Here is an 18,789-nt window from a genome sequence, read left to right as displayed (position 1 = left end):
AAAACTTAGTCAACCCTAAACATAAAGATCAGCCCTAGGATAGCCAATTCTCTTTTGTCTATCTATTCTACTCTTATATAGAGCCTGCCAAAGTGCACTTAAAAGCAAAAGGATACCAAGTCTGCCCACAAACATTCCGACGATAAGAATAAATTGGCCGAAATGATTTAATTTTGCAGTTAAACCGATATCAAAACCAACAGTTGCAAATGCAGATATGCAAGTAAACAGAATTTCTAGGAATGTGAAAGATTCTTTATTAACAAAGGTATTTGTTGTACTTAGCAACATTGCCATTAAAAGAACAAAAAGCAAAGATCCAACTGTAATTCCAACTGCCTTTAGAATAACTTTATCTGAAATTAATCTATTGCTAATAATTACATCTTTCTGACCCCTTAAGGTTGATCTAGTTGCAGCCATTAAAGCGATAAATGTAGTAGTTTTTATGCCTCCACCAGTACCTCCCGTGCTTGCTCCAATAAACATCAAAGTCATTAATAACAATAGACCAGTATCTGATATGGAATTCAAGGAGATTGGATAATTTGTAAAGCCTGCAGTTCTTGCACTTACTGTTTCAAAGACTGAGGACATTAAACGTTCAAAAAAATTCAAATTATTGAAAAATTGACTATTTAGCAATGATTCAGTTATAAATAATCCTAATGATCCGAATAAAATTAGAGACAAACTTGTCCTAATCACTAGTCTAGAATGAAGGCTTAATTTTTTATAAGAAAAATTTTTTTTATTACTCCAAATATCATCAATAACCCGCCATCCCAATCCACCCATAACAATGAGAAAAATAAAAACAATATTAACCAAATAATTTGCTCTATAGTCTTGGAGACTATTTGACCTTAAAGAAAATCCTGCATTGTTGTATGCCGATATGCTGTGAAAAATTGACGACCATAGTCTTTCCCAATTATTTTGAATATCTACAAATCCAAAAGAATATAAAACAATTGCACCCAAGGATATGATACTAACCGCAGTAATAGCAATGCTTTGAAAAGTTCGACCAATTCCTCCAACTCCAAATTCATCTAGAGTCTTTCCTTTGTCTAATCTAGTTCTTAGCTTTGTCCCCTTTACAACAAACCCTTGTAAAAATGTTGTAATAGCCATTAATCCCAGACCACCTGATAACAGCATAAAAGCTAAAAGAACTTGGCCAAAGAAATTTAAATCAACACCAATATCTATAATAGTTAAGCCAGTAACAGTTATTGCAGAAGTAGATGTAAAAAATGCTTCCCACAAACCAACCTTTGAAGATGAACATAATGGTGAACTCAAAATTAAAGTTCCAAGGCTAATAATAAACAAGCCTGTAACAATAGTAAATTGTGGTACTGATAGCTTTTTGTAAGCATCTTTGATCTTATACACCTTACTTATAATTTTCACGATATTACCCGTAATTTAGAATTATCAAAGCTGGCACTGTAAATGACATTATAAATGTTAATCCAGCTCCATATTTTGCAATATCAAAAAATCTATATCTTCCAGGACCATAAACCATTAAATTTGTTTGATAACCCATTGGAGTCAAAAAAGATTGACTTGCGCCGAACAAAACAAGCATTATTAAAGCACTTGGTGAAATGCCTAAAACATTTGAGAATTCAATAGCAACAGGCAAAATCAAAGCAACCGAAGCAGCATTACTTATAAATTGTGTAAGAATAACTGTCGATATAAAAATTACGACTAGCGCAAAATAAAGAGGCATTCCATTAAGGACAAAGTTTAGATTGACTGCAATTAAATCCGCTAATCCTGTTACCTGCATAGCCACACTAAAGCATGACAAAGATCCCAATAATAAAATGACGTCTAACCTAATTGATTTTTGTATCTCTGCAGGTCTTAAACATCCACAGGCCACCATGGCAATAACTGCTAACAGGACTGAACCAACTAATGGAATATTAGAAACCGAAGGCAAAACAACCATTCCTATTGCAATTGCAATCGATATAGGTTTTTTTATCAAAAAAGGTAAGTCATCTTCGAATTGATCTAAAATAAGCAAATCATTACTAGCTTGCAAACCTCTAATTGAATCTAAAGGTGCTTGCAATAATAAAACATCTCCAGCCCTGAGAACAGCTTGACCTAATCTCTCCTGAACAGTTTGTTGACCTCTTCTTAATGCCAAAACTGTTGCATTATGACGCTGCCTAAATCTTAATTCTCTCAAACTTGCACCGGCTAGAGTTGAACCAGCAGGCAAGAGGGCTTCAAAGGTCTTAGTACCTTCATCATCTGAGAAAACATTAGCTCCATCGAAAGATGTTTTGTTTTCTCCTAACAGAATTGTATGTTCCTGCTGCAGTCTAAATAAGTCTGCCCTTGTAACGCGGATTATTAATCTATCATCCGGTTCAATCTTTCTATCCGCCAAAGGAGGAAGAATCACTTTTCCATTTCGTTGCAATTCCAGAACATCAACATCAAATCGTCTTTGCAGCCTACTATTTCTGACAGATTGTCCAACTAATTCTGAAGTAGAGGGAATAGTAACTTCAGTAAAATATATATTCATATCACCATTTTTAATAAACTCCTTATCTCTCCCTCTATCTGGCAACAGCATGTCGGAAACTAGAATCATATAGGTTGTACCTATAAGCCACACAGGAATGCCTATTGAAGTCAAACTAAATAATTCCAAAGCTCCATAACCTAATTGTTGACTAATATCACTCACGAGAAGATTTACTGAGCTACCTAATAATGTCAGAGTTCCACCGAGTAAAGTAGCAAAAGAAAGAGGTAATAAAACTTTTGATGGTGATATATTTCTTCGCTCGCACCAACTTTCAATTAAAGGTAACAACGATGCTACTACTGGAGTATTAGGTACAATTCCAGATATTGGAGCAATCAAAAAAGCTATTAAAGAAATTAATTTTCTTGGAGTTCTAATACTTTCAGAAGAAATCAATTCTCTTACCCTATCTAAAGCACCACTCTTAAATAATGCAGAAGAAACTGCAAACAAACCCATAAGAGTAATTAAAGATGGGCTACCAAATCCAGCTAAAGCTTTTTCAGGAGAAAGAACCCCTGTAGCTATAAATATTCCAACACATAACAAACCAGTCAATTCTGGCGCAATAGTATTTTTAATAAACAAAATAATTGACATTATTAAAACAACTACCGTTATAAACGCATCAAAATTATTACTGACTACTGCAATTAAATTCATACGTTGCTTATTTAACTCAATATACCCAAAAACAATATTTCAAAAAAGTTTAATTGAAATTATCTTTTTTAAGAAACTTTTTAAAAATAGATTTTTTTTGAAATATCCATGAAGATGCAGATTTAAAACTTTCAGTAATATCAGGCAACTTGGAAGCATATATAAGTCTTCTTGCCTCAAAAGCCAATTTCCCAGATAAAGTAACCCCAAGCCCAGAAATTGCAGCTTCTCCTATTCCTAAGCTAATCATTTCACCATTGTCTTTAAATTCAAAGGGTAAAGGATCCTTTCCTTGAATTAAAAGATCTAAATTATTAGCCAGATGATTTCCTTCTTGCATAGCGACCTGAGCAGTAATAGGTAAATCCTCCATTCCCTCAATAACTGAAATATCGCCAATAGCAAAACAGTTTTTATATTTTTCTATTTGCAAATTATTATTAACTAAAATTCGACCAAATTTTTTTACTATTTGATCAGTTTCTAAGTAAGACAAATTAGGTTTAACACCTGCAGTCCAAATAACAATATCTTTATCCAAGTAAGTTATTCCAACCTCACTCGAAATACTAATCTTAGTTTCTGAGACTTCTTTAACCGTGGAATTCAAAAGAACGTTGATTTTTCTTTTTTCTAATGCCTTCTCTGCTTGTTCTCTATTAAAAATTTTATTTTTTTTCAGGATTTCATTTGATTTTTCTATTAGATTAATTTCAAATTGGTCTGTAAATATATCTTTAATTTTGCATGCCAACTCGATGCCAGAGGGACCACCTCCAACTATGAATAACTTTTTATGCAAAGCATTATCTTGTGATTTTTTTAAAAAAGAATTTAATTTAGTTAGATCGTGAACATCATTAAAAAAATAACAATTTTCATCTACACCTTTTATAAAAAAACTATTTGGAATAGATCCTGTACAGATAACAAGATACTGGTAACTTAATTTTAAATCGTCAATAAATTCAAGAATATTTTCATTGAAGGAAATCTTGGTTAAACAATTTTTTAAAAAAGTTATACCCGCATCAGAAAAAATATTTGCAAATTTTGGGCTAGCTTCCCAACTTCTTATTTCTTTACTTAAAACTTCATACATTAAGGGTTTAAATATAAAGTTAGTTTCGGAATCAACAACAAGAATCGGTAAAGAAGGATTAAGATTCTTTAAATTCAAAGCAAATGTCATACCTGCAAAACCTGCTCCAACTATTACTATTGGTTTTTGTATTGATTTCATTAGAGAAATATTGTTATGCGTGAATGTATTATTAAACTATACGAATAATTTTTAAATTGAGCGAAATAAAATTAAACTCATAACCAAACTGAATAATGATTGAAAAAATCCAAGAAGATATTCAAACCAACTTAAGTAAATATAATAAAGAGCTAGTAGAGATGAAGCCTCAAGAAATGCTTACATGGGGTTATGAAAAGTTTGATAATCAATTTGCTATTACAACAAGTTTTGGTATACAGTCATCAGTCCTTTTAGATATGGTCAGTAAATTATCTCTACAAAAAAAAATTAAAATATTTTGGATAGATACAGGTTACCTTCCTCCAGAAACATACCATTACGCTGAAAAGCTTATTGATAATTTATCCTTAGAAGTTGAAATTCTGCAAAGTGAATTATCTCCAGCAAGAATGGAGGCCAAATACGGAAAACTTTGGGAAACAAAAAAAGAGAGTGATCTAGATAAGTATCATGAATTGAGAAAGATAAAACCTTTAGAAAATGGTCTAAAAAAATATGACATTTTCTGCTGGGCAAGCGGTGTTAGATCAAGTCAAACAAAAAATAGAGACAAAATGAAATTTATAGACGTAATTCGTCAAAGACTCTCTTTAAGGCCTTTATTAAATTGGACAAATAAAGATATTTTTTATTATATGGAAGAGAATAATTTACCTGCCCATCCACTTTTTAGCAAAGGTTATTCTTCTATAGGAGATTGGCATTCAAGCAGTCCCGATGGTATTGAAAAAAAGGGCAGAGATACAAGATTTGGAGGGATTAAACAAGAATGTGGAATACACACTAATAATTAAATTGATCATAGAACAATGATCTCAGATATAAATTTTTTATTGGTAGGCAATAGTAGGCTTCATTGGGCAGAATATTCTAAAAATCAATCTAAATTCTTTCATACGAAAAAAGAGCAAAAAATTCCCGAAAATATAGATCTTGATCAATTAATTTGGGCTTCTGTAGGAAAACTACCAAATTTTTTGCTGAAAAAAGAAAATGAAATAAAAACTAAAGATATCCAATTATCAAATCTTCCTGATTATTTTGGAGTTGATAGAGCTCTTGCTTGTATTGCCGCTTTAAAAATTATTGAAAACCCTTTAGAAAAAGATTTGCTAATTGCAGATTTTGGCACAATATTATCAATAACAAAATTGAATTCACATGGATCTATTATTGGAGGTCAACTTCTTCCAGGTTTTCTAACACAATTAAAATCAATGGAACAAAATACAAAAAATCTTAAATTTCCCAAAAAATATGATATTCCAATCAAAGATTTTTTAATTAATACAGATGAAGCAATTTTAAAAGGAGTAATCAACTCTCTTACTGGCGTGATTAATAGTTTATTTAATCCCGAAAAGGATATTTTAATAATCTGTGGAGGAGACTCTCAATTACTCACAAAATGTCTACAAACTAAAAAAGAAAATATTATCAATGCTCCTAATTTAGTTATGGAGGGGATGATTATTCACCACCTGTCCATAAAAAATTAGCTTAACCCAAGGTCTGCAATTATATGATCAGCCATTATTGCTGCTTTTACCTTTAAATAAATTTTTTCGATGTTACCTTCAGGATCAATTAAAAAAGTATTTCTCATCATTCCCATATATTCTTTTCCCATGAATTTTTTCAGTCCATAGCTGTCGTAATCAGAAGAAACTTTGAAAGGTTCAGGATCAGTTAAAAGAATAAAAGGTAAATTAAATTTTTCTATAAACTTCTGATGAGAGGATGCATTATCTTTACTAATACCAAGCACAACAATATTATTTTTTTGGAGTAAATCCCAATTCTCTTTAAAATTACATGCTTCTTTAGTACATCCTGGCGTATTATCTTTTGGATAAAAATATAGTATTATTCTTTTACCTTTAAAATCACTAAGAGAAACTTCTTTCTCAAAAGAATCTTTTAATTTAAATTCTGGTGCTTTGTCGCCAACCTTAAGAGCCATTGAAATTATTAAATGAGTATGAATATAAAATACCAAAAATTTGGTTTTATGAGATTAAAGGTGTGCAAGATGTCGCAACTATAGAAGAAATTAAAACTGCAGAAAACTTAACAAAATCAAGATCAAAGATTTTCTTAGAAACAAGAGCTTATTTGCGACAATCACTTTCAACACTTTTTGATTTAGACCCTCTAGAAATTCCAATTAATGCTCAACCTGGAAAGCCTCCAAGTTTACCCTCTGGCATGGGACATATCAGTTTAAGTCATTGTAAAGATGCCATTATTATAGTCTGGCATAAAGGTAAAATAGGGATTGATATTGAAAGAACAGATAGAGATTTTAACTATATAAAATTTGCAAAAAAATATTTTTTTCATACCAATAAATCTAACCATAATGATTATTTAACAAAAAATATGATATTAAATCAATGGTGTGCTGTTGAAGCGGCTATAAAATGGGATCATGGAAAAATAGCTAAAGACATTAAATATTGGCAATTTTTTGAAAAGCCAAAAGAGTTAATTCATAAGAAGAAAAACATACATTTAAATTTTTCACAGATTAACTTCCATAATTGGACTATCGCTTTAGCCTACAAAGAAAAAACTTCTTTTAATCCTGAGATTATTTGTTGTTCGAAAAATTTTTAAATTTCTTTTCTTCTAAGCAGTTCTTCATATTGAGTTTTTTCCCATCCATTATTATTTGGTTTCCATATTTTTAAACCTCTCAAAGATTTAGGAAGATATTCTTGTACGATCCAATTACCTGGATAATTATGAGGATTGACATAACTATTAGAATTATTTTTTAAATGAAGTGGAACATCAAAAGCATAGGTAGATTTGATTGTTTCAATTGCTTTAAAAATACTTTTCATACTATTACTTTTTGGAGAAATAGCTAAATATAAAGAAGCCTGCGTTAAAAAATATAATCCTTCTGGAAAACCAACTCTATCAAAAGCATCACAACAGGATTGTACAACTACTATGGCGTTAGGATCAGCTATTCCAATATCTTCACTGGCAGATATAAGTAGTCTTCTAAAAATAAAATTAGGATCTTCGCCAGCTTCCAGCATATTCGCAAGCCAGAATAAAGTTGCATCTGGATCAGAACCTCTTATAGACTTGATAAAGGCACTTATTACATCGTGATGATTTTGACCATTTTTATCGTAAACAATATTTTTCTTTTGTAATGCATCCTCTGCTATTGAGAGATTAATGTTTATTTCTTTAGCATCATTTTCAGCAGTTGTTTCTATGGCCATCTCTAGCGCATTGATTAATGTCCTTGCATCTCCGCCAGAAAATTTAATTAAATGAGTTATGGCATCTTGAGTTAAATAAACCTTTTTTGAATCTTTTTGTTTTAAATAGTGAGCAATGACTTTTTGTATTATTTTCTGCAAATCATTTTCTGCCAAAGGAAGTAATGTAAAAATACGAGATCTGCTAACAAGCGCTTTATTAACAGCAAAGAAAGGGTTTTCAGTTGTAGCACCAATAAAAGTTATAGTTCCATTTTCTATTGAAGGTAATAAAGCATCTTGCTGAACTGATGTAAATCTATGAACCTCATCTATAAATAAAATTGTTTTTCTTTTTGAATTTATGAATCTATCTTTTGCATTAGCTATTTCATTTCTTAATTCTTTAACACTTGATAATACTGCATTTAACTTAATTAATTTTGACCGCGTATTAAAAGAAATAATTTCAATTAAAGTAGTTTTTCCAACACCCGGAGGGCCAGAAAAAATAAAATTACTGATCTTATCGTTTAATATTGCACTTCTTAAAAGCGAATTCTCATTCAGGATTGGTTGTTGACCAAAAAAATCATCCAAATTCTTTGGTCTTAATTTATCTGCCAAAGGTGCATTGTTTGCTATTTGAGAATAGTTAGTAAATAAATTTTCTGAATGCATATAAATAAAATCAAAAAATAATTACTTTTAATTCTATGTAATTACTGTAGGAGTTTCCAATTGAGTAAGTTTTGAAATGTTCAATAAAGTATCTAAATCATCTATTAGAGGTTTCAAAGCGATCTGAGGATTTAACGAAAGATTCTGTTGAGGATCGAAAAATTTCTCAAAGTAAAGTCTTAACGTTGCACCCTTAGTTCCAGTTCCAGAAAGGCGCACAATTACTCGAGAATTATCATCAAGGACCAATCTTAAACCTTGATTTTCACTTATGGAATTATCAACGGGATCTAAATATGAAAAGCTATCTGCAACTTTAACTAAATGACCAGCAAAACTATTTCCTTTTAAATTGTCGAGCATAGAAGTTAGATTACCAAAGATTTGATTAGCAATATTCAAAGGAATTGCCTCATAATCATGTCTTGAATAATAATTCCTACCAAATTGTTTCCAATGATTCTGCATCAAGTCACTTACCGAACATTTTTTCTCAGCTAAAACTTGTAACCAATACAAAACTGCCCATAGTCCATCTTTCTCTCTCACATGATTACTACCTGTTCCAAAACTTTCTTCTCCACATAAAGTAATTAAATTAGAATCTAAAAGATTTCCGAAAAACTTCCAGCCAGTAGGTGTCTCAAAACAAGGTATATTTAATGCTCGAGCAACATTATCAACAGCTGAGCTGGTTGGCATAGATCGTGCCACACCTGTAATACCATCTTTATAGCCAGGGACACATTTTGTGTTAGCAGTGATGACTGCAAGGCTATCACTGGGATTTACAAAACATCCACTTCCTAAAATCATATTCCTATCTCCATCTCCATCGCATGCAGCACCAAAATTATAAGATTTTTTATTTAATAACAAATCAGCCAAATGGGATGCGTAAGTAAGATTAGGATCAGGGTGTAAACCACCAAAATCTTTTAACGGGTTACCGTTCATGACACAATCAGGAGCAAGACCCATTTTTTCAACAAAAATATTTTTTGCATATGGGCCTGTAACCGCATTCATTGCGTCAAAGATTAACGAGAAATCTTTTTTTAAAAAATCACTAATTTGATCAAAATCAAAAATTTTCTCCATCAAATTAGAATAATCTGCTAATCCATCAATAATTTCTAAGGTAGTTTCGTCGTAAGAATAAGTTCCATATTCACGAAAATCGGGTAATTGAACTTTACAAATTTTATAACTAGTTAGTAATTGTGAAGCCTTAAAAATCTTATTTGTAATTATCTCAGGAGCTGGGCCACCATTGGAGATATTCAATTTCACTCCAAAGTCGCCATCAATCCCACCAGGATTATGGCTTGCAGAAAGAATAATTCCTCCAATGGCGTTTTCTTTTCTAATTAAATGTGATGTAGCAGGAGTAGATAATAAACCGAATTTTGGAATAATAACCTTTTGAACTTTATGCGCAATACATATTTGGACAATTTTTTCTATTGCTTCAAGATTGCCATATCTGCCATCACCACCAACTACTAATTTTGAACCTTTTAAATCTTCTAATGATTGTAAGATTGCTTCAATAAAAACTTCTAGATAATGTTCTTCCTGAAACTTTAAAGTACTTTTTCTTAATCCAGAGGTGCCTGGCTTTTGATCTAGAAAAGGAGAATTGATATTAATTACACTAACTTGGTTCATATTTTTAAAAAACTTCCAAAAATCTAACTAAATTAATGAGGCATTTCGGAAGTTCTTAACATAGCGATAAACCATAATGAAGAAATTAACAATGCACTAAGAATTCCATAGTTAACACCAAACCTAGAAATTGTAATTGGAACTATTAGTGGAAACGTTAATGCACCAAACAATGGAGTAAAAGCTACAATTTTTTTCAGCATTAATTTAATTTATTAAAACCATTCAGTCTCAGCATTATCTTTTTCATTAGTATCGTCAAGTGGTGTAGTTCTATCAAATTTCATTGAAATACTTTTTTCTTGCTCACCGGATACATCAACAGCTTTAATATCATATTTTTGAGTCCCGTCTCTAAATGGAACTTGAATTCTAAAAGTACCATCTGCAGCAAGAGGTACATCTTCTCCACCTATTGTAAGTTTTGCAGAAGGCTCTGTGGCTCCATAAACAATTAATTCAGCATCAGCAACGAGCCAGAAAGATCTATTTTTAACAATTCCGCTTCCAGAATCATTTAAACCTGATGACCATTTACCAGCACCTGAGTCTGTAAGATTATCATTGAGGTTTGTTGAATTTACATTTTCCATAAATTCTTCAGAACCAACTTTTCTTCTGAGAGGAACGTTTGTTGCTGCTTGGTATAACCTTTCATGCATACCATTTTGTTCTGAAACAGCAGGATTAGAAATATCTGGGATTGACTCAGAAGTAGAATCTAAATTAAAAGGTACAAATTTATCAAGGATTTGCTCAGAAGGATGAGACCCAGGAACATGGCTTATAGAAGAAAATGCCAATGACATCCAATTAAAACCATATTTGTAACCTAATTCCACTTTATAATCTCTATCTGCAAGCGGGATTGGCAAGTACCACTCAGTACTGTAACTATCAACTGCTATCTCCCTTAGTGTTCCTTGATTCAAATTGCTGCCTTCAGAACCAGATGCATCAAATAATCGTAAACATAATTTATTAGCTCCCAAAGATTGTGCTTTTTCTCTATCTGCATCAGAAATTTGCCAAAAAACATAAGCCCAATCCGGGTCTCGGGGTAAGAAAACTACATTTGTTTTAACTTTTTCACTACTGATAAAAGCATTGGACTCATAAGTTTCATCTGATTTTGACTCTGAAGGTGTAATGAATGTATTTTTTGTAGATTTTTCTTGATATTTAAGTATTAAATCAACTAAAACAGCTTTGGTTTTGCGACTGTAAAGCGGAACCGATAATTTACTTGCTTCTTGACGTAATTGTCTGAGGGTTAGTGAGAGTAATTGATCTTTATTCATGATCCCATCAGCCACTTTAAATTCTCCGTTTTTGTTTGGGATCAGTATGTTCTTTTTTTTTAGGAATTGTGTGTCTTTTTGGCCTGTCGTCAGGATCCTCTGACTACTAAAAAATTCTCAAAATTGATATTTCTCTTCAAAACAGTTGGTATCAAAGAAATTAATTAATTTTCAGATCTTTTTAAAATGTAAATAAATTTTCTTTTTTTTTAAATTTTATTACCTGAATTTGTTAACGACTCAACAAAAATATATTTTTTCTTCGGGATCAGTTAATAATAGAGGACTCATCGTTGTTCGACTAAAAGTAGTAAATCATCTATCTCTAAATCCTCAATACTTTTACCTATTTTTTTTGAAAAAGTACTTAACTTTTTCGAAGTGGTTTCTAACTGCTCATAAAAAAGATCACTAAATCTTTCATCATCAAATTTTTTGGATTGGTTATCACACCATTCTCTCAGGGGATTTTTATTTTGATATTCCAAACTTTTATCTAAATTGATAATTTTTAAAATCTGAAGGCAATGAGCGAGAATTCTTAAATGATGTTTCTGCATTATAGGTAGATCAAGATTATCTATTTCTTGAATAGTTTCTATGTTTAATGGGTTAGAGAAGGGATCAAGATGATTAGACATTAATTTTTAGTTTTAATAAAGGAAAAAAACTCAATATTGGGGGTATCTTTCGTTAGAGTATATAAAGCTAATTGTAATAAGTTATTTTTGGATAACATGGTCAACAAAAATTTAGTAAAAGATGTAGTAAAAGAGCCTTACAAATATGGTTTCGTCACTGATATTGAAACTGAAAAAATAGAAAAGGGATTGAATGAAGATATCATAAGGTTAATTTCACAGAAAAAAGAAGAGCCAAAATTTCTTCTCGATTTTAGATTAAAAGCCTTTAAAAAATGGCAAAAAATGAAAGAGCCTGATTGGGCAGCATTAGGATATAAAAAAATTGATTATCAAGATATTATTTATTACTCTGCTCCTAAGCAAAAAGAGAAAATTGCTAGCTTAGATGAAGTTGATCCCAAACTTCTTGAGACTTTTGACAAATTAGGAATACCCCTCACGGAGCAAAAAAAGCTAACAAATGTAGCAGTTGATGCTGTCTTTGATAGTGTTTCCATAGCCACAACTTTTAGAGAAGAACTTGCTGAGCATGGAGTTATATTTTGCTCAATTAGTGAAGCAGTAAAAAATCATGCGGATTTGATTGAAAAATATTTAGGTACAGTAGTACCAGCTAGTGATAATTATTTTGCAGCACTAAATTCTGCAGTTTTTAGTGATGGTTCTTTTGTTTATATCCCAAAAGGTGTTACCTGCCCTATGGATCTATCTTCCTACTTCAGAATTAATAGTGGAGATTCAGGACAATTCGAAAGAACACTAATCATTGCTGAAGAATCGAGTTCTGTAAGTTATCTAGAGGGTTGTACCGCTCCAATGTTTGATACAAATACCCTGCATGCAGCAGTTGTAGAGCTAATAGCATTAGACGACTCCTCAATAAAATATTCAACAGTGCAAAATTGGTATGCTGGTGATGAAGAAGGTATTGGCGGAATTTTTAATTTTGTCACCAAGAGAGGAAAATGTTTAGGTAAGAGAAGTAAAATTAGCTGGTCTCAAGTTGAAACAGGGTCTGCAATTACATGGAAATATCCTAGCTGTCTTCTTTTAGGGGAAGAATCTGTAGGAGAATTTTATTCAGTGGCTCTCACCAATAATCTTCAGCAAGCAGATACCGGTACAAAAATGATTCATATTGGTCCTAAGACCAAATCAACTATTGTTAGCAAAGGTATTAGTGCAGGTAACTCAAAAAATAGCTATAGAGGTCTTGTCAAAATGGGAACAAAAGCTACAGGATCAAGAAATTACAGTCAATGTGATTCAATGTTAATAGGAGATCAAGCTTCTGCAAATACATTCCCTTACATCAAATCTCAACAACCCAATTCTGAAATTGAACATGAAGCAAGTACATGTAGAATTTCAGAAGAACAACTTTTTTATCTCCAAAGCAGAGGTATAGAATTTGAGGAGGCAGTATCTATGATGGTCAGCGGTTTTTGCAGAGATGTATTTAATCAATTACCTATGGAATTTGCTGCTGAAGCAGATAAGTTACTGGCACTTAAACTAGAGGGATCAGTAGGTTAATTTCTAAACTGAAATGCAAAGTAAAATGAAAGAATCACATCCAATTTTAGAAGTTAAAAATCTCTTTGCATCTACTGATAATCTTCCAATTTTAAAAGGGGTTTCACTTACTGTCTATCCTGGAGAAATCCATGCCATTATGGGAAGAAATGGATGTGGCAAAAGTACTCTTTCGAAAATCATTGCAGGACATCCCTCGTATAAAATTACGAATGGGGACATAAAATTTTTAGGTGAAAACATCAACTCTTTAGAACCTGAAGAGAGATCTCAGTCAGGAATTTTTCTTGGTTTTCAATATCCAATTGAGATTCCAGGTGTTAGTAATCTTGAATTTCTTAGAGTTTCAACTAATGCTAGAAGGAAATTCCTCAACAAAGAAGAATTGGATACTTTTGATTTTGAAGAATTAGTTAAAGAAAAGTTAGAAATTGTGAAAATGGATCAGGCATTCCTTTCAAGGAGTGTAAATCAAGGCTTTTCCGGAGGTGAAAAAAAAAGAAATGAAATTCTGCAAATGGCTTTACTTGAGCCCAAGATAGCAATATTAGATGAGACCGATTCTGGGCTAGATATCGATGCTCTAAGAATAGTGGCATCAGGAATTAAAAGAATATCTAATGCACAAACTGGAATTATACTTATTACGCACTATCAAAGATTATTAGATGAAATTAAACCAAATTATGTCCATGTTATGTCAGACGGTCAAATCATAAAAACTGGTGAGAGCGATCTTGCTCTAGAGCTTGAGAAGAAAGGGTACGAATGGACTGATAACTTTATAAAGAGACCTAAATAAATGGAAATTATTGAAAAAATAAAAACCAATAAATCGATTGATAATCAAACAGAAATACAAAAAATCTGTTTAGATAAATTACAATCAAGTCCCCTCCCCAATCTTAGAAGTGAACAATGGAGACTTTCAAATAAATCAAAATTAGCAAACTTTTTAGATTACTCAGTTAATGAAAACAATTCAAAATTTGATATACCATATCCGAAAAATTCTCAAAGTACTATTAGATTAATAATTGGTGAGAATTGCCAAATTAAGTTAATAAAAAAATATTATTCAATACAGCAATTAAGTAAGGATGAATTACAAAAATATATCAAAGAACAGATATCTTTTTTTAATCAAAACGAAAATTGGAGTGACCTACTAAATCTATCTTTAAGTTGTAAAAATAATATTTTGGGATTAAAAATAAATGGATCAAAAATTCCCCCTATCGAAATCTTTAGTCATGGATCGAGTAATTCACTAAACGCAAAAACCCTTATAGTATTTTTAGAAAAGAATTGTAATGTTGAATTATTACAAGTAAATCTTAGTGAAGACAACTCTTCATTATCTCAATCAACTTTTTTTTGTTTAGAAGAAAATAGCTCCCTAAACCATGGTGTTGTTTCTTATGGTGTAAACAAATCAAATCTATTAAATTCTCTCAATGTAATTCAACAAAAAAATAGCGAATACAATTTAGGATCTCTACATTTTAAATTTAATTATGCAAGATTTGAAATTCGTATTAAACAATCTGAAGGAAACGCTAAAACCAATATCAAAGGTATGCAAATAACAAAAAAAAATGAACAAATTTCTACTTATACAAAAATCGACTTTGATGGGCCAAATGGATTTCTAGATCAAATAAATAAATCACTCGCTGACGATAAATCACATGCAATATTTGAAGGTTCAATAATAGTTCCGAAAATTGCCCAGAAAACTGATGCTTCTCAATTAAGCAGAAATTTACTTTTATCAAATCTCGCACAAATAGACACCAAACCTCAATTAGAAATAATTGCTGATGATGTCAAATGCAAACATGGAGCTACAATTTCACAACTAAATGAAGAAGAACTTTTTTATATGCGAACAAGAGGAATCACATTAACAGAAGCAAGTAAACTACAATTAAGTTCTTACTTTCAAGAAATAATTTCATTTATTCCCGTTGCGAAAGATAGATGGGATTTGCTTGATAAACTTTTAAATGAAAATTAATGGAAACAATTCAAAATTTCCCTGAAATAGCAAAGAAAGACTTTCCTCTTTTAAATAAGAACTTAAAAAGTAGTGAGCAAATTATTTATTTAGACCATGCTGCAACCACTCAAAAGCCAATACAAGTCTTAGAAAAAATTAATGAATACTATAGAAACTTTAATGCCAATGTACATAGAGGCGCACATCAATTAAGTGCTAAAGCGACAGAAGAATTTGAAAATGCAAGATATTTAATTAGCAAATTTATAAAAGCGAATTCAACAAAAGAAATTATTTTCACAAGAAATGCTACTGAGGCAATCAATCTAGCTGCTAGATCATGGGGAGAATCTTCATTAAAAGAAAACGATGAAATTCTCTTATCAATAATGGAGCATCATAGCAATATTGTTCCTTGGCAAATGGTTGCAGCAAAAAATAATTGCAAATTAAAATTCATAGGTATAGATAAAAATGGGAAATTAGATATAGACGATTTTAAATCAAAACTAACATCTAGAACTAAGCTCGTTAGCCTAGTACATGTTAGTAATACTCTAGGTTGCTGTAATCCCATCAAAGAGATCACTAAATTAGCTAAACAAAAAGGTTCTTTGGTATTAATAGATGCATGTCAAAGTTTAGCCCATCAAAAACTAGATGTAATTGATCTTAATATAGATTTTTTAGCGGGATCAGGACATAAACTTTGCGGTCCTACAGGTATTGGTTTCCTCTGGTCAAGAAAAGAAATCCTAGAAAAAATTCCTCCTCTCTTTGGAGGTGGCGAAATGATTCAAGATGTTTTTGAAGAGACAAGTACTTGGGCAGAGTTGCCACATAAATTTGAAGCTGGAACTCCAGCCATTGCAGAAGCAATAGGTCTTGCAGAAGCAATTAACTATATAAATACTATTGGGTTGAATGAAATTCATGAATATGAAAAGAATATTACTAAATATTTATTTGAAAAATTAAGTGAAATAGAAAATGTTGAAATCATAGGTCCATCACCCGAAATAGATCCAGAAAGAGCATCACTTGCCACCTTTTATGTAAAAAATATACATTCAAACGATATTGCCGAAATTCTTGATTCAAAAGGAATTTGCATCAGAAGTGGTCACCATTGCTGTCAACCTCTTCACAGATACATTGGAATTAAATCAACAGCTAGAATCAGTATGAATTTCACAACCAATAAGGAAGAAATTGATATGTTTATAGAAAAATTAATAGATACTATTGATTTTCTCAAAATCAATTCTTAAATCTTCAAAGCATTTTTTAAAAACTCTTGAGATTTTTGCATTACTACTTCTTTATTTTCAATATTTCTAAACCCATGACCCTCATTATCAAAAAAAATAACTTCTGAATATTTATTATTCTGAATCAAAATTTCTTTAATTTTTAAAGTTTGTTTATAAGAAATAACCATATCTTTTTTCCCATGAAACAATAAGATGGGTTTTTTTATTTTGTTAATATAATTTATAGGTGATCTATTTATATAATCATCATGATTTTTTGCATAATTTCCTACCAAAGAATTTAAATAATCTTTTTCAAACCTATGAGTGTTGTAATACATATCCTTCAAATCAATAACAGGATATTTACAAATTGCTGCTGTAAAAATAGACCCATACAATAAACAATTCAAGGCAGTTAACCCACCAGCACTATTCCCAAAAATTATCACTTTTTCACTATCTACTTGATTTGATTTAATCAATTCAAGAGCTAGTGCTTTGCAATCATAAGAATCAACAATACCCCATTTATAATTCAACCTCTCTCTATATGCTTTGCCAAATCCTGATGATCCTCCATAATTGACTTCAGCAACAAAAAAACCCTTCGATGTCCAATATTGAACTTCAGAATTATATGATCCATCAAAAAATGAAGTTGGTCCACTATGAGCTCTAACAAAAAGCGGTGGTTTTCTAAATTTCTCAACAAGCGGCCTATATAAAAAAGAATGAGTAGATTTATCTTCAAACCCCTTAAACCAAAAAGATTCCGGTTTTGAACAATCTTTTATATATTCAGCATTTATTTCCTCAAAAAAATTTGATAAACCTTCCTTTTTACAATCAATTTCAAGTAAATTTCCAAGAAAATCAGATCCATGACCTTTCAAAACTACTTTCTTATCAAAAACACTAAAATCACTTATTGAGGTAAAAGGAGTAGAAAATTCTTTAACGAATTGAAGATCTTTATATTGTTCAACTACTAAATTATTTTCTTTTTTTGCTAAGCAAAATAAGTCATTTATATCCCCTGAAAAAAATGTTATTCCTGAGACCCACTGAGGTACTCCATATTCAACTAAATTTCTCTCTACTCTTTTTTTAATAAAAATATTCTCAATTTTACTAGCATCTAAAAACAATAAGTTCCACCATCCAGAACTATCTTCTGAACATACTAAAAGAGTTTCACTTATCCAATAAGGTTGAAAAAAAGAAACGTTTTTTTTGGCATTAATCAGCTTATTTGAGAATTTTTTTATTTTTGTTATCTCTCCATCTAAGTCAATTTGAGCAAAATAAAGATCATTTTTCTCCCAGGGCATGTATGGAGAATCCCACTCGACCCAAGAAAGTAAGCTTACAGAAGTATTAGAAGATAATTCTCCAGCGAAATTGTTAAATTTTTTTATTCGGTAAATATCTTGTTTGGTTTTTTTTAAATTTAAAGAAAATAAGTAATCTCTATTATTTATTTCACAAATACCATACAAAAAATTTTTTTGAGAAATAACGAATGAAGAATCGAAATTTCCATCAATTGATTTAGATAGTTGTCTCGGTTTTTGAACTGAATCGAGATATCTTTTTTGACTTCTAAAATTTGATGCTACCTCTTTAAAAATTTGAAACCATACTGCGTTGGTAATCTGATCTATCCATATCAAATAAAAGTTATTTTTAAAATATATGCATTTATAAGATTTACCACCATATCCATGAAAGTTATTTTTAATATTATATTTTTTACTTGTTAATTTCTGCGGAAACGCCTCTTTTTCATTAAATGGTCTTGCAAAAATAGCATTTTCATTTTGACCTTCACCAAAAAGATCAATCCAAAAAATGATATCCCTTACAATAGTTAATTCCTTAAAAGATTTTTTTTTAGATATAGTTTGCCTAACTTTTAAGTGCTCATCATTACTCATTTAAAAAAACTATAAAGAATGCAAATTAAAGTGCTAGT

Annotated in this window: 17 protein-coding genes; 7 read left to right on the top strand and 10 right to left on the bottom strand. The window is 31.0% G+C overall.

The window, feature by feature from the left end; translation table 11 throughout:
• Positions 1–15 precede the first annotated feature (15 nt).
• The 3 genes from AMO19_RS01820 to AMO19_RS01810 are packed head-to-tail and all read right to left on the bottom strand — an operon-like array spanning position 16 to position 4,475.
• Positions 16–1,419 carry a TrkH family potassium uptake protein gene (locus tag AMO19_RS01820; RefSeq protein ID WP_075507105.1) on the bottom strand — a complete coding sequence of 468 codons (1,404 nt, stop codon included), beginning with the start codon at positions 1,417–1,419 and terminating at the stop codon, positions 16–18.
• A gap of 4 nt (positions 1,420–1,423) precedes the next feature.
• Complete coding sequence (locus AMO19_RS01815) at positions 1,424–3,232, bottom strand: SLC13 family permease (protein ID WP_075507104.1); 1,809 nt, start codon at positions 3,230–3,232, stop codon at positions 1,424–1,426.
• A gap of 49 nt (positions 3,233–3,281) precedes the next feature.
• Positions 3,282–4,475, bottom strand: a complete 1,194-nt coding sequence (locus tag AMO19_RS01810) for an NAD(P)/FAD-dependent oxidoreductase (protein WP_075507103.1) — start codon at positions 4,473–4,475, stop codon at positions 3,282–3,284.
• Between the two features lie 95 nt (positions 4,476–4,570).
• Here AMO19_RS01810 and AMO19_RS01805 point away from each other — a divergent pair, with 95 nt between their 5' ends.
• Positions 4,571–5,293, top strand: a complete 723-nt coding sequence (locus AMO19_RS01805; protein ID WP_075507102.1) for a phosphoadenylyl-sulfate reductase — start codon at positions 4,571–4,573, stop codon at positions 5,291–5,293.
• 15 nt (positions 5,294–5,308) lie between these two features.
• The gene (locus AMO19_RS01800) at positions 5,309–5,998 is read left to right on the top strand and encodes a type III pantothenate kinase (protein ID WP_075507101.1); all 690 of its coding nucleotides are present in this window, start codon (positions 5,309–5,311) and stop codon (positions 5,996–5,998) included.
• Here the strand turns inward: AMO19_RS01800 and bcp are convergent.
• Positions 5,995–6,462 (bottom strand): thioredoxin-dependent thiol peroxidase, encoded by a 468-nt coding sequence (gene bcp, locus AMO19_RS01795; RefSeq protein ID WP_075507123.1) that lies wholly within the window; start codon positions 6,460–6,462, stop codon positions 5,995–5,997. The two genes, AMO19_RS01800 and bcp, sit on opposite strands and share 4 nt — an antisense overlap.
• Here bcp and AMO19_RS01790 point away from each other — a divergent pair.
• The gene (locus tag AMO19_RS01790; protein ID WP_075507100.1) at positions 6,462–7,118 is read left to right on the top strand and encodes a 4'-phosphopantetheinyl transferase family protein; all 657 of its coding nucleotides are present in this window, start codon (positions 6,462–6,464) and stop codon (positions 7,116–7,118) included. The genes bcp and AMO19_RS01790 overlap by 1 nt on opposite strands.
• Here AMO19_RS01790 and AMO19_RS01785 read toward each other — a convergent pair.
• From AMO19_RS01785 to AMO19_RS01770, 5 genes are all read right to left on the bottom strand, one after another.
• On the bottom strand, positions 7,115–8,404 hold the full coding sequence (locus AMO19_RS01785) for a replication-associated recombination protein A (RefSeq protein ID WP_075507099.1): 1,290 nt from the start codon (positions 8,402–8,404) through the stop codon (positions 7,115–7,117). The genes AMO19_RS01790 and AMO19_RS01785 overlap by 4 nt on opposite strands.
• A 33-nt stretch (positions 8,405–8,437) precedes the next feature.
• Positions 8,438–10,075 (bottom strand): alpha-D-glucose phosphate-specific phosphoglucomutase, encoded by a 1,638-nt coding sequence (locus tag AMO19_RS01780; RefSeq protein ID WP_075507098.1) that lies wholly within the window; start codon positions 10,073–10,075, stop codon positions 8,438–8,440.
• 32 nt (positions 10,076–10,107) lie between these two features.
• Entirely contained in the window at positions 10,108–10,278 is a 171-nt protein-coding gene (locus AMO19_RS08275; protein ID WP_146255919.1) for a hypothetical protein, read from the bottom strand.
• 12 nt (positions 10,279–10,290) lie between these two features.
• Complete coding sequence (locus AMO19_RS01775; protein ID WP_075507097.1) at positions 10,291–11,391, bottom strand: DUF4912 domain-containing protein; 1,101 nt, start codon at positions 11,389–11,391, stop codon at positions 10,291–10,293.
• Positions 11,392–11,663: 272 nt separating this feature from the next.
• Entirely contained in the window at positions 11,664–12,017 is a 354-nt protein-coding gene (locus AMO19_RS01770; protein ID WP_075507096.1) for a hypothetical protein, read from the bottom strand.
• A 96-nt stretch (positions 12,018–12,113) separates the two neighbouring features.
• Between AMO19_RS01770 and sufB the strand changes: the two genes are divergently transcribed.
• The 4 genes from sufB to AMO19_RS01750 are packed head-to-tail and all read left to right on the top strand — an operon-like array spanning position 12,114 to position 16,829.
• On the top strand, positions 12,114–13,556 hold the full coding sequence (gene sufB, locus AMO19_RS01765) for a Fe-S cluster assembly protein SufB (RefSeq protein WP_075507095.1): 1,443 nt from the start codon (positions 12,114–12,116) through the stop codon (positions 13,554–13,556).
• A gap of 13 nt (positions 13,557–13,569) precedes the next feature.
• Positions 13,570–14,358 carry a Fe-S cluster assembly ATPase SufC gene (gene sufC, locus AMO19_RS01760; protein ID WP_075507094.1) on the top strand — a complete coding sequence of 263 codons (789 nt, stop codon included), beginning with the start codon at positions 13,570–13,572 and terminating at the stop codon, positions 14,356–14,358.
• Positions 14,359–15,576, top strand: coding sequence for a SufD family Fe-S cluster assembly protein (locus AMO19_RS01755; protein WP_075507093.1), 1,218 nt, complete (start codon positions 14,359–14,361; stop codon positions 15,574–15,576).
• Positions 15,576–16,829, top strand: coding sequence for an aminotransferase class V-fold PLP-dependent enzyme (locus AMO19_RS01750; protein ID WP_075507092.1), 1,254 nt, complete (start codon positions 15,576–15,578; stop codon positions 16,827–16,829). Before AMO19_RS01755 ends, AMO19_RS01750 begins: the two co-directional genes overlap by 1 nt.
• On the opposite strand, the gene AMO19_RS01745 is transcribed toward AMO19_RS01750, so the two are convergent.
• The gene (locus tag AMO19_RS01745; protein ID WP_075507091.1) at positions 16,826–18,751 is read right to left on the bottom strand and encodes an alpha/beta hydrolase family protein; all 1,926 of its coding nucleotides are present in this window, start codon (positions 18,749–18,751) and stop codon (positions 16,826–16,828) included. The genes AMO19_RS01750 and AMO19_RS01745 overlap by 4 nt on opposite strands.
• Positions 18,752–18,789: the final 38 nt, after the last annotated feature.

It is taken from the genome of Prochlorococcus marinus (genome assembly GCF_001180245.1).
Taxonomy (GTDB): Bacteria; Cyanobacteriota; Cyanobacteriia; order PCC-6307; family Cyanobiaceae; genus Prochlorococcus_A; species Prochlorococcus_A marinus_F.
The sequence above is the reverse complement of the archived record's forward strand: the minus strand, read 5'-3'. Positions and strand labels throughout refer to the sequence as shown.